Origin of the sequence: Bythopirellula sp. (assembly GCF_041737835.1) — a bacterium.
GTDB lineage: Bacteria > Planctomycetota > Planctomycetia > Pirellulales > Lacipirellulaceae > Bythopirellula.
This window is the reverse complement of record NZ_JBGSQY010000032.1, coordinates 42,475-55,990: the sequence shown is the minus strand read 5'-3', so window position 1 is coordinate 55,990 and position 13,516 is coordinate 42,475. Positions and strand designations below refer to the sequence as shown.

The window sequence follows — 13,516 nt, the reverse complement described above, 5'->3', positions numbered from 1 at the left end:
AAGCAGTCACTTGTGGTTTAGCGGCCAAACAGTGCCCGGACGACGATCTGCGACCACGATTCGAAGTGGTCGAGTTCGGCTAGGATTTCATCCACAGGGCGGAAACCGGCTTCGAGGATTTCGGTCTCGCGTGGCTGCACCAAGGGTTCGGTCACGTCGAACAGATGCACGACCCCCAGGTGGACCTGACCCACGGGGGTTTCGTCGTCGTTGATCAAGCCGACGCATTTTTCCGTGTAGGCCGTATCGAGGGCGATTTCTTCTTCCAACTCGCGCAGCATGCCCACGCGGTAAACATCGGCGATGCTGCCGGCTTCGGAATCGTCGGTGGAGATGTGACCGCCAATGCCGACGCTTCGCTTGGCGTGCAGCCGCTTCTCCCCTTGCCCGCCGCCGCGTGTGTATTGAAACAACCGCGCCACCCCTTGATCGTCGGTATGACGAAACACCATGTAGGGGATCAATTGCTTGAAGCTGGGATCTTGTTCCATCTCGCCGCGAGGGCGGTAGCTGAGCTCTTGGCTATCCAAGAGGGCCGGCAGATACGTGTCGAGGTCCGCCGAGAAGCCTTGAAAGTGCCCCAGGGCGTGAAACTCACGAGTCGGCAAGACAAGAACACGTTCCTCGGCAACGGTCGGCATGGCGAATCCCTTCGGCGGAATAAATAGCGGCTGATCGAAAGAGAAAAGTATAAACGAGAGCCGGTACCAGAAAAAGGAGCTTCATAACGCCCGACCGTTAGCCGTAATTTTCAAACTTTCAGGTTCCCCTCGATCGAATCGTCGAGCGTTTTGCCGATGAGTGCCCCGATCATGATTTTGATCCCCGCCACGGCGTTGCCGTGTTTGGTATCCCAATAGTAGCCTTCGCTGGGCGTGACCTTGATGACCGTGATCCGCGGGTCGTTGACTCCTTCGGTAAACCAAGTGCCGATCGTCGGGTGCCATAGCTCTTTGATCTTGGCTTTGTCCTGGGTGATCGTCGCGCGGCCATGAATCTCCAAGAAGTCCGAATGGGGTGAGCCTTGGAAGTACAGGGTCACTTCGGGGTCGAGCGCAATCTCCTGATTCTTATGACTATCGATCGGGCTCAAGAACCACAGATTTCCAGCGTCATCAACTTTGCGAACATTCATCGGTCGCGCGCCGGTGGAGCCTTCCGCTCGGACAGCACTACAAAAGAAACAGCTTTGGGCCTTATCGACAATCGTTTTGATTTGTTCGACGGCTCTGTCACCGCTCAAGTCGGCGTGATTTTGTTCGGGCTGGTTCTTGTTGATCGAGTCCATGGCAGTCGCTCCTCATGCGAGTGAAAAAATTCACTGCCAAGAGATGCGAATTGCGTGCCAAGGTTTTGACTTTTACTCGCCGAGTCCGCGACTTACCCGAAACACATGGCCATCGGGATGGCGGACATGCATCTCGCGCACGCACCAGGGCATGTCGGTCGGAGGCCAAGCCACATCCAGACCTTGTTCCACACATCGCTGATGAACGGCATCGACGTCGTCCACCCAAATTGACATCCAGACTCCTTTGTCAGCCGTCTCGTCCCCGTCGGGGCCAAAGGTTGCTTTGCCAGGACCCTTGCCGCGATTACCCTGACCTCCCACGCACAAGAAGATTTCGCATTCCCCCGAACCGACTGCACCAAACGCCGGGGGTGTGCCCCAATCCCAGAGCTTCCTCCACCCCAGTTTTTCAAACCACGCGAAGCTCTCCGACAGATTGGAAACATTCAAGATGGGCGTGATCGCTTTGGCGTACATGGATGCGTCCCGTAAAAGAATCGCTGTGATCGTAGCTCTATAGTTTCAACAATGCGTCGAACGCTCGGTTACGTCCCCAGCGATAAATTTGAAAGTCAGAATCTAACGTAAGAATTTGTCCCGTTCCAAGTTCATTAGCCATATCGACGAGGCAAGCATCAGCAAAATCCATGGGAAGGTCTGAGTACTTTTTCATAAGCCGTGATACTTTGGTTGCACGCCCGGCAATATGATAGGGCACCAGAAATACACCACGTTCGATGTTTTCCAAGACTGCTTCAGGAGCCCCTATAATACCGCCCAGCAAATAACATGCTTCGGCGATGACAGCTTCGCAGGTGATGAGAGGTGCTTCGAGTTGTGTCGCAATGTCAGCGCAATCACGATGGCGTTTCTCAGAACGATCTAACATCGCGACGATGGGCCCAGTATCTAACAATACTGGTTTCACTTGCCAAAGCCTCGCAAATGCTTTTTGTTAGAACCTAAGTCACTTATACCGGATTCAAACTTACCCAAACCGATAATGATTCGCTGGCCTCTTTTGTGCACGAGAGCGGCCAGAGATTTAATTCCTTCGCGGACGATTTGTGAGTCGCTCCAGCCCAGTTGCTTTTGCAATTCGTCACGCAGACTGGCTGTGTCGTCGTCTAATCGTGCATGAATGACTGAGGCCATTGTTAGAATCCTACAGAACCATTTGTGCTACAACTGCTCAATTGTAGCACATTACACGTTCCAAGGCAATCACTGCCTTCTTGCTAAACAAAGTGTGCTTTGGTCACAACGTGAAACACCAAAGCATAAGCCGTGAGGGCCATTGCCAACAGCGCGCCCGACAGGCGAATCGTGAGGCCTGCGACAAACGCTGTAGAAGATATTTTGACTTAAAATCTGTACTATTCGCAGCGTTCGCAGGCGGGTTTCGAGGTTGCACAACGCGAGCATTTGCCGGATTTGCACTCCTCGCAGATCAGTCCCCCTTCGCAACGCATGCAGGCGCCATTACAGCAACCTTCGAGGCAGAGTTGAGGGAGGAAGCCACATTCGTTGGCAAGTACGCCTTGCGCTTTTTTGAGTTCCACTTGAGCGATTTTCAAAGCGACGATCTGCTCGATCAGGTTAGCTTCGGCTTGGTCTAGGTCGGTGTGTGCACTGCTGATTTTAAACACGGGCACATCATCGGAATCGCGAGTTTTTTCCAATTCTTCGACTCGCTTGCGCAAATCTAGAACCGTTTCTTGAGCCAACACGATGCGATTTTGCTGCAAGCCAATCTTGTATGCTGCGCTCTTAATTTCGGCCGAGGCTTTGGTTTCGGTATCTTCGTAGAACATGGCGAGTTGCCGGCAACGGACGGGTACTTCATGTTCGTAGCAATGCAGGCAGCGAATCGTGTGGATCAGACCTTCACGCGGCTCAACCGTGCCAAGCGTGGAATCCGCGAACGCGAGCACGCCACGCGTGACTGGCAACGTGACTTTCTCCATGTTGCAGAGCACGATGCCGAGCCCACGCAAGTCGTGTCGGTTTTGCAGGCCGAGAGTCAGCTCCATGTCGACATTGACCGTTTCTAGTTCCGGCTGCCAGTCGACGTGGGGCCAGAAGAATTTGTGTTCGTTGAGCGGGCAGCCGACCAAAGTTTGCAGCTGGCCGTTGAGTTGCAGTCGCTGCAAATCGAGCTGCGCGAGCTTGTCTTCGAGATCGCGATATTGAGTCCCCACGGTCGCGCGATCGAGCCCGTCGGGAACCTTCATACCGGCTTCGCGCAGCTTGTCGATGCGATTGTAAGTGAGCTCGACTTCCTTGAGCGCATGCTCGAGGTAATGCTTTTGCGCTTCCAGCCCGCCGAGTTGATAGAATGCCGTAAGAGCGGAGGCGGCGGCGTTGTTTCTGACCGAGCAGGCGTGGAGCGACAACAAATCGCGGTCGAGGCAATAGTTCTCGGCAACGCCTTTGGTATCGCACTCGATGATGACCTGGGCCCAATGCCGTTCGAGCTCGACCATGTTCGCTACGGTCGCATTGGCAGCGGCATTGCATTGGGCTGTTTCGGCGTTGATGAGTTCGTAGGTTTCCGATGGCGCGGGGAGCGGTTGAGGCACCCATTCCAACGGAATTTCCTGGGCGAGATCAGGTGGGGGTGATTCACATTCGCAACTTGAGTAAACGCAAGGTGCATACGGGGTGCGCGGGACGCCGCACTTGGCACAGGGGCATTTGCAACCCACGCCAAACGTCATCAGCGGTATGAGCCCAAGAATTGCGAAAAACCGTCGAAGCATGATAACTGTTGCAGTTGTGTTGATCCCACCGACTGCGTTTGTTATCGAAAACCACTTATGCCGGGCGCAACAGTTGATCGCTTTTTTCCGCAAGCACCACTCAGGCAAACTTTGACGATTAGGACTATTGTGCCGACGGCAGCTGTAACCCCATGAAATCACGCGGATTTCTCGGCGATAGCATAGAGCTGCAGTGGTTCGCCTTTGCCTTTGACTGCTTGAGGTGGCAGCGGCAGCGTTTGGAACTCTGCTGGCAGCAGGGCTTTGGTTTGTTCCGTGATCAACAGCTGTTGCCCCACGGTTTTGGTGAGAGCCTCGACGCGTGAAGCGATATTCACCGTGTCGCCAATGGCGGTAAATTCCTGCCGTTTAGGCGAGCCGATGCTACCGACAATCGCGGGGCCGGAATTGATGCCGACTCCAATCTTAAGCCCCGGCCAACCAACTTTCGCGAGTTCTGTGCTCACGTTGTCCAGACAGTGAAATAGCTGCTGTGCGGCCGTGACGGCTTGCCGCGCGTGATCGGGTTGCTGTGGTCCAATGCCGAACAACGCCATAAAACCATCGCCCAAAAATTTATTCACCATCCCGCCGTTGGCCTCGACGGTTTCCACGGCATCGCGAAAGAAGATATTCAGCGCCGCCACAACTTCTTGCGGTGTGTGTTTGGCGGAATGCTCGGTGAAATTACGGACGTCGACGAACATGACGGTGATGACTTGCTCGCTGCCGACGAGCCCATCACCTTGCGCGAGAATCTGACGTGCGGCAACTTGCCCGACATGACGGCCAAAGGTTTCTTGTAAGCGTTCGCGGTCACGTAGGCCTTGCACCATCGAATTGAAGCGTTCGATCAAGGGCCCAAACTCATCGGCCCGCAGCAAATTGACGCGAACATCATAGTTGCCTTCGCTGACTTTGATGGCCGTTTCACCGAGCCGTCGGACCGGTCCGACGACAAGTTGGCCCAACATCCAAGCCGTTGTGAGCGCGAAGATGATCGCGACCACACCCACGGCGGCGCCGAAAAAGGGAGCGTCTTTCGAGGCTTGGGGAACGAGCAGTAGCAGCACGAGCGAAACAACGGGGCTCACAACCGCGGAGATCGTGAACATCATGCCGTGGGCAATGATGTTCAGCGGCACGGCACCGGGGACATTCGCTGGGCTGCTATTGCGAAATAATACGGGATACAAAACTCGTTGGCTGAGCAACTCCACGGCAAAAAAGCTGTGGTTCACGGCAATGAGCGATGCCGTCACGAACGAGGCGGCTAAGTGCCATACCACTTCGGATTTCAGTTCTCCCGGCACGGTCGCGAGTGCGAGCGGAAAGACGGCGATACACGATAACCAACTCAAGCCGGCAACGATTAGGATCCACCAAGGCAAGTTGATCACGCTCCGTCGAGCCGTTAAGAGCCGCGATTCATCGACGGGGAATCCTTGCAGCAGATTGCGATGAATCGGCCGCAGCCAAATCAGTGGGGCAACCCAGCAGGCCACTGCGAGCGGATAGATAATCGCGTTGTAAACCAGCCAGCATTGATCGAACCGATGCTGCTGGGCTTCAGAAAGAATGGGCCAGATTTGCCGCTGATTGTAGAGAATGTTGAAGATGCTGCCGACCACGTTGGCAATCACCGGCGAAATACCGACGATCAACAAGCCGTGGCGCTCGGCAAAGGACCAACTTCGGCGATTGTCGGGAGCTTCTGACGCGGCCATTAGGGGGCGATCACTGAGTTCACATGCGCCATGAGTAGTTCTGTGTCAGTCAAATCAGCGAGCAGCAGATCGGGCTCACAAGCCGCGAGTTGGTCCAACGTAGCGCCGCCGGTTGCCACGGCGACGGCATAGGCATCGATGGCCCGGGCGCATCTCACGTCGGCAGGCGTGTCGCCAATAACGACGACCTTGCCATTTCGCGCTCCGTGACCATTGGCATGTTGCTTGGCGGCGTCGAGTGCTGCCACAGCTATGTCGCAGCGATCGGTCCAATCGTCACCATAACCGCCGAAGTGAAATCGCTCGAACAATTTGTAATGCGAAAGTTTCGCTCGAGCACCTACGGCGATATTACCCGTGAGCAATCCAATCGACACATGTGGCAGCGTGGCCAATTCATCGAGCAATTCCACGACACCAGGCAGAATTTCACCGGCAGAGCGGGGCAAGACTTGTTCTAGTCGGGGTAAGAAAGCGGTAGTGAACAACTGCCAATTCTCGGGCGTGGCATCAATGCCATGGACTTGCATCAATTCTTGGGCAATCGCACGATCGCTGCGGCCCGCGAATCCCACATTGCTCGAAATTTCACTGATGCCAAAGAGCTCGTGGAAGGTTTCCGCAAAAGCGATCTTCCCCGCGCCACCCGTGTTGATCAGTGTGCCGTCGATATCAAATAGAATTGTGGTCATGAAAGCTGTGCGGGTCGTTGGAGGTAGGCAATCTGGCATTGTAAAGAAGTGGGTCCTGGCTGACGAGCCGACCGGTTAGCGGTAGGGGCTGCGCTAGCGATAGGGACTGTGGCCGCGGGCTTGGCGTTCGCGGTTGACCAGCGACAAGGCTTCCGGCTCGATTTTCAGAAGTTTGACCAATTGCGAGCTGCTAACCCCTAAAGATTTCGCAGCGCCCGCCAGATCAAATTCAGCGACGGCGATCCAATCAAGCGCCTCGGCTAAAAGTCCCGGAAAGTCGTCGTGCTCGCCATTCACTGAGAGTTTGCCCCCTGCGGTGCGAGCTTGCCAGAGTTCCGAGGGCACCGACGCTGGGTTTGTGCGATGTGTGATCGCAAGTTTGATTCGTAGCCGGTGAAGAGCGACTTGCCGGTTTTGTTCCTGGCTACGCCGTTCATTCGCCTCGGCATGGATGGCTGTGGGACGATGCTCGATCACCACCGCGGTTTCGACCTTATTGCGATGTTGTCCCCCTGGGCCTGATCGACGGGTCCGCCGAATGTCGCAATCGGTGAGTAAATCATCAATTGGTAGCTGTGCAGGATGGGCCATCGTGATCGGTCAATGCAACAAAGTCGCGCTCTGAACTGCAAGTGAAACAGGCACTTTTGCGAGTCCCGGCGAAGTTGCTACAATCTAACTCCTTAACAGTTGGACACTTATTTCGAGGTTGCGGATGTGGGCGCACGATTTGCATGCATAGAATCAGGCGAGGCGCTAGGAGTGCGCTCCCTTCTCTTTCTACCATGCAATGAAGTCCTAACTCCATGTCTGTAGCCTCTCAAACTCTGGAATCTCGACCGTTGGCTACGTCAGACACGTTACCCCAGTATGCAAATGAGGGGTTCTACGACGAAATGTTCGATGAGGAAGGCCGGCCGCGGAAGCAGGCCGACTTGCTCTATGATCATCTCCAGAAAATGTCTGTCGAAGAGCTGCGGCTTCGCCAACAATCGGCTGATCGGGCTATGGTGCGGCTGGGCATAACGTTCAATGTGTACGGCGACGAACGCGGCACCGAGCGAACGATCCCTTTCGATATTGTTCCCCGCATCATGGAGAGCAAAGAGTGGCAGTGGATCGATCGTGGTCTCAAACAGCGCATCTTAGCGCTCAATATGTTCATCGACGATATTTATCATCGTCAGCAAATTCTTAAAGATCGGGTCATTCCCGATCATGTTATTCTGTCGGCCCCATCGTTCCGGCAACAATGCGTGGGCTTGAACCCCCCGAAAAAAATCTGGTGCCATATCACGGGCACCGACTTGGTCCGTGGGGGTGACGGTCAGCTTTATGTGCTGGAAGACAACTTGCGCTGCCCTTCGGGTGTGTCGTATGTTCTACAGAATCGCCAATTGATGAAGCAGACGTTCCCGCAGTTGTTCGAACAATTGCGTGTCAAACCCGTGGTGGATTACTGCAGCAAGTTGTTGGATTCGCTCCAGTATTTGATGGAAGGCCAGTCCAACCAACCGACCGTGGCGGTGCTTTCGCCGGGTATTTATAACTCGGCTTATTTCGAGCATTCCTATCTCGCCCAGCAAATGGGCGTGCGGCTCGTCGAAGGCCGGGATTTGGTCGTGAATAACGGCTTTGTGTTCATGCGGACGATTTACGGCTTTGAGCGGATCGACGTGCTTTATCGCCGGGTGGATGACGATTTCCTCGATCCGGAGGCGTTCCGCAAAGATTCGATGCTTGGCGTGCCGGGACTGTTTAACGTCTACCGCAACGGCAACATTGCTTTGGCGAACGCACCCGGCACGGGGATCGCCGACGATAAGGTCGTCTACGCCTACGTCCCCGACATCATTCGTTACTATCTCAAGGAAGAGCCGATTCTGCCCAATGTTCCCACGTATTTGTGCTGGGATGAGAAGCAGCGGAACTATGTGCTGGCCAATTTGGATAAGCTCGTCGTGAAGCCGGCTAACGAATCGGGTGGGTATGGCATGCTCATCGGCACGCAATCAACCGCCGAGCAGCGGGCTAAGTTCGCCGATTTGATCAAAGCTAATCCCCGCAATTACATCGCTCAGCCGACGCTGGAATTGTCGCGCGTGCCGATCCTCACGGAAAATGGTCTCGAAGGCCGGCACGTAGATCTGCGGCCCTACATTATCTACGGCCGTGGAATTCATGTTTTGCCCGGCGGGTTAACTCGCGTGGCGCTGACCAAGGGTTCGCTTGTGGTGAACTCATCGCAAGGTGGCGGCAGCAAAGACACCTGGGTTTTGGATGGAGAGTAAGTCCGATGCTCAGTCGTGTAGCTGAATCTTTGTACTGGATGAGCCGCTATGTCGAGCGGGCGGAAAACGTCGCCCGTTTCATTTCGGTGAATCTGAATTTGATTCTCGACTTGCCCGGCAATGCGCGTGAGCAATGGTTGCCATTGGTGCTGACGACCGGCGATTACGACAAGTTTCAAGAACGGTACACCGATGCGACCCGGCAGAATGTGCTCCATTTTTTGACCGGCGATCACGAAAATCACAATTCGATCATCTCATGCTTGTACGCGGCTCGCGAGAATGCCCGTAGCATCCGCGAGATCATTTCGTCGGAAATGTGGGAGCACATCAATCGCTTCTACTTGATGGTGCAAGAAACGCACGGCAAAAGCCAAAGCCTGGAGCATTTGGTCGATTTCTACGAGCAGATCCGCTACACCGGACAGCATTTTGTCGGCGTGACCGACGCCACGATGACGCACGGCGAAGGTTGGCACTTATGCCGGATGGCTCACCTGATCGAGCGGGCCGATAAGACTTCGCGAATTCTGGACGTGAAATACCTGATGCTCTTGCCCAGCCCCGAGGACGTCGGCACGGCCTATGACGATTTGCACTGGACGGCGCTCCTGCGATCGGCCAGCGCGTTTGAGATGTATCGCCAACGTCACGGGCAGATTAAGCCCGACCGCGTGGTTGATTTTCTGATTTTAGACCGGGAATTTCCCCGGGCGGTGCTGTATTGCCTGACGAAAGCGAATGAATCGCTCCACGCGATTTCGGGGGCCGCTTTAGGGGGCTTTAGCAATCCCGCCGAGCAGCAGTTGGGCCACCTCCACGCGAGCCTAGCCTATGCCCGAGCTCCGGAAATCATTTCCCGTGGTTTGCACGAGTTCGTCGACGATTTGCAAACGCGGCTCAATGATTTGAGCGACGCGATCTACGAAACCTTTTTTGCCATGCGGCCCATTGAATCGTACAGCAACAGCATGAAGCAGTTTCAATCTCTCAACCACAACAAGCAATTGCAGTCGCAGAGTTAGTTTCCGCCTTCCATTCCTTTGTCCAATGACCCAGTCAAGGAACCCAGCGTGTTACTTCAAATTCGGCACATTACGACGTATCGCTATGACAAAGCTGTTTACTGTGAACCTCTGACCATCCGCCTGCGGCCCCGCAACGATAGTTTCCAGCGACTTGAGCGGTTTCGCTTACGAATTCAGCCCGAGCCGACGGGCATCACTCACTTTCAAGATTTGCATGGCAACGACGTCACCCGTTGCTGGTTTAAAGGTTTTACGGCCAATCTGATCGTCACCACTGAATGCGTGGTCGAAACGCTGCTCAATAATCCGTTCAATTTCTTGATGGCTCCCGAGGCGGTGACTTTGCCACTACGGCATTGCGACCAGTCCAATCCGTTGTGGAATTACTTTGCCGCCCCCATGACCGACTCGGACGTATTGCGCCGCTTGGCTTCGGAAGTGTTGCAGGAATCGGGTGGAGACACGCTGGCGTTTCTCACACAACTCACAGGGCGAATCTATCGCGACTGCGAAACCGTTGTCCGGCAGGAAGGTGCCGCCTATGATCCGGAGACCACCTGGCAGCAGCGCAGCGGTGCCTGCCGAGATCAAGCGATCCTGTTCAACGAGATTTGCCGTTTGGTCGGATTACCCGCGAGGTTTGTTAGCGGGTACGGCTATAGCGATTTTCGCGACGAGCGGCATCTTCATGCCTGGTCCGAGGTTTATCTACCCGGTGCCGGTTGGCGCGGATTTGATCCCACGATTGGGTTGGCCGTTTCCGACCGCCACGTAGCGGTGGCTGCAGCGCGTGACCCCGCTGATGCGGCTCCCACGAGTGGGACATATCGTGGCAATGGCGTGACTTCAACGCTGGAAACCCAGGTCATGATCGAACGCCTCGACGACCCCACCATAGGGGGAGCTCCCGCGCCTGCCATAGTAGGCGTGAAAAAAGAAGCGCAGATCGTGCTGGCCGGATAAAAATGATGTGAAAAGCGACGCTCAATCAGCAGACGCTTAGCTCTCACTTCTACCGGGCTTTAACTTTCGCTACTGCCGGGCAGTGAGCGCACGATATCAAGAGTGCAATAGACGACAAAACCGACACAAGCGATCAACAATGCTGGACTGAGCATGAGAGGCCTCCAGTTCAAACTCCCTTGGTCAGCGACCGTCCCGCCCCGCGACAGGCACGTTCGCTCCGTTCCGATAGTTTGTCTCTACGCGAATCTAATGCCGGGGGTTTGCTAGCGGAAGTCCCTGACGCAAATTCTTTATCCGCTACGCAGAAATTTCCCAGTCCCTACGTCTTACTGCCAATCGCCACCTCAAGTGCAGCTAGCGGTCGCTCGGAGACCATGTGCCAATTGCAACACTTACAGGGGGATGAAGATTTTACGACATCCCCCCGACGTGATTTTTTAACGATCCGACTCGACCGCACCGTCTCAAATCGTAGCGCAGCAACGGACGGGAATGCATAAATTGCATCAGAAACTGCTGAAGATCGGCCAGGAAACTTAGTTCCAGCCGTCGTTTTTGCGGCCGCTTTTCCGTTTTTCAGCAGCCGTCAACTTGTCGTCCATCGGGCTGATCTTGTACTTGATCGCCAAACGGGTCAACAAAGTCGCCTTGTCGGTTCCAAGGGTCTTCATCGCCGCGGCCTTGTGATTGTCGACCGTGCTCACGGCTAGATCGAGAATGTTCGCGATCTCCTCGACGATGCATCCCAGACTGACCAACCGCACGACTTCGAGCTGACGGGGGGTCAGTGCCGCAATTCTGTGTTTCATGTTGCTTGACATAATCTCTTGTTTGGTAACTCAACTAATAACTGACTTGTGAACGAAAGCATCCCTGGCTGCCTGACAGGTGGGTACCTGACCACGACACATTGTGGTCAGCCTGTATCGTTCATGTACACACTGCTAACCGCATTCTCGATTTCCCATTAACGGAAAATCAATTAACGAAAGTACCCTAGATGAATCAGTATTCTTAATATACCCTATTTCGCCATGGGTGTTCGCCGCAATTAAAAACTGATTCGGTTATCCGTATGCGACGAATTATGAACTGCCTGGCCTAGCTCGGCAAGACACATAGAAAGTGCGGGAAATTCATACTCCCTAATCGCACTCATGGTAGGGATCGATCAGACATTAATACGCTAATGGTTATATGTTAGATCGAAAATAGTTGCCCACAATTACTAAGTTTTTATTCTATTGTAGTGTTTGAACGTACCTGTCAGTTCTAGAGAGGGGGATTCTTGTTAGTCGCGAAACAGTTCGCGCCAGAATCATTCGCGCGGTCTGGTAAATTATCTGGCAAATCGAAGGGCTGATTCGAAAGTGATCAACATTGTTCAAACTGCTAACGACGGGCTAAGTGCAGGTGTTACCAAGCAAGGTTTGTTGCTTGAGCCTACGGCCACCATTCCATTGAAGTTCCATGAAATGCCACACTTGAATATTGAAGAAGCCGGCGAACTTACCAGCCCAGTCGTCACTCCGCGACGTTCGCCGATTCAGCAATACCGCGAAATTCATAAGAAAACGCTCCCAAGAGTCTGCCACGTGGGCCATTGTGGCATTGCAGGCAATCATTACCCGCACGCACCGCACCGAGCATTACGGCACCTTCGGATGTTTCTTTAATTACCGTGTCGCGTTCGGTTGCCAATTGCGGTAGCGATTGAGCTTCAAAGGCGTTGAGCGAACGGTGGGGAAGTGTCTCTAGCTCGTTCATCAACGGAATTGTTTCTGCGATATAGACACGGGGCTTATCGTGTTTCAGCAAGCCGACGAGTTCGAGACGGACAAGTTGTAGGTGATGATCCGCATAGGGTCGAATTCCGTTGAGGCGTTCTTCCAAATCGACAGGGCCGTGAGGTTCAAACCCAGCGGTTGTTCGGCGACTCGGGGAAAAGCCCAGCATGTCGGGATTAAAGCTGTTCGTTATCGAAACCGCATGAACTTCTTCGTAGATCAGAGGTGTCGGAGTTTTTGGCCTTCCGAATTGGATAGGCAACTTGATTTGTTCACGGCGAGGTGGCTGAATGTCTCGTTTCGATAGATATCCCATGCGGAGTGCGCCAAAATTCTCTGCAATTGTGAATCGCTGATAAGTCTCGTCGTGGAGTCGCTCAAGTGCCCAGGCACGACGGTAATAATGATGGTTCGAGCGCTGCTCAAAGTCGACGAGCGATGCGTCGACCGCAGAACTCAACTGTGGTTTTTGCGAAGACCTCGCTAAGGGAATCTCTTGATCAAACGCGAGTCGAGTTTCTAACGATTCCAAGGGATATGTCTTGGCCAGGTCAACAAGCTCGCGATATCTCACGTAGCGGTCGGGAATCACGATCGCATATGGGACGAGTCCTGCGATGCACAATACGGATGTGTAGATGAGCGTTTTTGGTTTAAACGGAATACAGATAAGACAGGCCGCAAAATTAGCCACGCCGGCTAAGAATGGCGTTCCGGAAAGCCCTTGCACGATCATCAATTCCAAGAACATGGCCGGAAACGAAACCAAGATTCCGACGGCGCTAATGATGGCCGCTGTGCTCAGGCCAGAAGTGTGTCGCACAGAAACGCTTGTGCCAATTAAGATTGAAGAAAAAATGATGTTGAATAAGTAACCCACTCCCAACCAATGAAACGGTGCAAGAAGGACGGATACCACGGCCGTAATTATCAGCAACGAGCGGATGCTAAATCGCCATGAAGGTGCTGCAA

14 protein-coding genes are annotated in these 13,516 nt (G+C 54.0%); 3 read left to right on the top strand and 11 right to left on the bottom strand.

The window, feature by feature from the left end:
• Positions 1 to 17 precede the first annotated feature (17 nt).
• From AC6T8Q_RS10910 to AC6T8Q_RS10870, 9 genes are all read right to left on the bottom strand, one after another.
• Positions 18 to 641 carry a phosphoesterase gene (locus tag AC6T8Q_RS10910; protein WP_496919166.1) on the bottom strand — a complete coding sequence of 208 codons (624 nt, stop codon included), beginning with the start codon at positions 639 to 641 and terminating at the stop codon, positions 18 to 20.
• 110 nt (positions 642 to 751) lie between these two features.
• Positions 752 to 1,288, bottom strand: a complete 537-nt coding sequence (locus AC6T8Q_RS10905) for a pyridoxamine 5'-phosphate oxidase family protein (protein ID WP_500679110.1) — start codon at positions 1,286 to 1,288, stop codon at positions 752 to 754.
• A 72-nt stretch (positions 1,289 to 1,360) separates the two neighbouring features.
• Entirely contained in the window at positions 1,361 to 1,768 is a 408-nt protein-coding gene (locus AC6T8Q_RS10900; protein WP_500679109.1) for a bleomycin resistance family protein, read from the bottom strand.
• A 37-nt stretch (positions 1,769 to 1,805) separates the two neighbouring features.
• Positions 1,806 to 2,219 carry a type II toxin-antitoxin system VapC family toxin gene (locus AC6T8Q_RS10895; protein ID WP_500679108.1) on the bottom strand — a complete coding sequence of 138 codons (414 nt, stop codon included), beginning with the start codon at positions 2,217 to 2,219 and terminating at the stop codon, positions 1,806 to 1,808.
• Entirely contained in the window at positions 2,216 to 2,446 is a 231-nt protein-coding gene (locus AC6T8Q_RS10890) for a ribbon-helix-helix domain-containing protein (RefSeq protein ID WP_500679107.1), read from the bottom strand. Before AC6T8Q_RS10890 ends, AC6T8Q_RS10895 begins: the two co-directional genes overlap by 4 nt.
• A 221-nt stretch (positions 2,447 to 2,667) precedes the next feature.
• Entirely contained in the window at positions 2,668 to 4,053 is a 1,386-nt protein-coding gene (locus tag AC6T8Q_RS10885; protein WP_500679106.1) for a TolC family protein, read from the bottom strand.
• Positions 4,054 to 4,211: 158 nt separating this feature from the next.
• On the bottom strand, positions 4,212 to 5,780 hold the full coding sequence (locus AC6T8Q_RS10880; RefSeq protein WP_500679105.1) for an adenylate/guanylate cyclase domain-containing protein: 1,569 nt from the start codon (positions 5,778 to 5,780) through the stop codon (positions 4,212 to 4,214).
• The gene (locus AC6T8Q_RS10875) at positions 5,780 to 6,472 is read right to left on the bottom strand and encodes an HAD family hydrolase (protein WP_500679104.1); all 693 of its coding nucleotides are present in this window, start codon (positions 6,470 to 6,472) and stop codon (positions 5,780 to 5,782) included. Before AC6T8Q_RS10875 ends, AC6T8Q_RS10880 begins: the two co-directional genes overlap by 1 nt.
• A 93-nt stretch (positions 6,473 to 6,565) precedes the next feature.
• Positions 6,566 to 7,063, bottom strand: a complete 498-nt coding sequence (locus AC6T8Q_RS10870) for a peptide chain release factor family protein (RefSeq protein ID WP_500679103.1) — start codon at positions 7,061 to 7,063, stop codon at positions 6,566 to 6,568.
• Between the two features lie 215 nt (positions 7,064 to 7,278).
• Here AC6T8Q_RS10870 and AC6T8Q_RS10865 point away from each other — a divergent pair, with 215 nt between their 5' ends.
• Genes AC6T8Q_RS10865 through AC6T8Q_RS10855 form a run of 3 tightly spaced genes read left to right on the top strand, consistent with a single transcriptional unit; the run spans position 7,279 to position 10,754 of the window.
• Positions 7,279 to 8,763: a circularly permuted type 2 ATP-grasp protein gene (locus tag AC6T8Q_RS10865; RefSeq protein ID WP_500679102.1), complete on the top strand. Its 1,485-nt coding sequence runs from the start codon at positions 7,279 to 7,281 to the stop codon at positions 8,761 to 8,763.
• A gap of 5 nt (positions 8,764 to 8,768) precedes the next feature.
• Positions 8,769 to 9,788 carry an alpha-E domain-containing protein gene (locus AC6T8Q_RS10860; RefSeq protein ID WP_496919156.1) on the top strand — a complete coding sequence of 340 codons (1,020 nt, stop codon included), beginning with the start codon at positions 8,769 to 8,771 and terminating at the stop codon, positions 9,786 to 9,788.
• 48 nt (positions 9,789 to 9,836) lie between these two features.
• Entirely contained in the window at positions 9,837 to 10,754 is a 918-nt protein-coding gene (locus AC6T8Q_RS10855; protein WP_500679101.1) for a transglutaminase family protein, read from the top strand.
• A 539-nt stretch (positions 10,755 to 11,293) separates the two neighbouring features.
• On the opposite strand, the gene AC6T8Q_RS10850 is transcribed toward AC6T8Q_RS10855, so the two are convergent.
• Together AC6T8Q_RS10850 and AC6T8Q_RS10845 are read right to left on the bottom strand one after the other, a co-directional pair.
• On the bottom strand, positions 11,294 to 11,566 hold the full coding sequence (locus tag AC6T8Q_RS10850) for a response regulator transcription factor (protein WP_496919154.1): 273 nt from the start codon (positions 11,564 to 11,566) through the stop codon (positions 11,294 to 11,296).
• A 715-nt stretch (positions 11,567 to 12,281) separates the two neighbouring features.
• Positions 12,282 to 13,367 carry a hypothetical protein gene (locus AC6T8Q_RS10845; protein WP_500679100.1) on the bottom strand — a complete coding sequence of 362 codons (1,086 nt, stop codon included), beginning with the start codon at positions 13,365 to 13,367 and terminating at the stop codon, positions 12,282 to 12,284.
• Positions 13,368 to 13,516 lie beyond the last annotated feature (149 nt).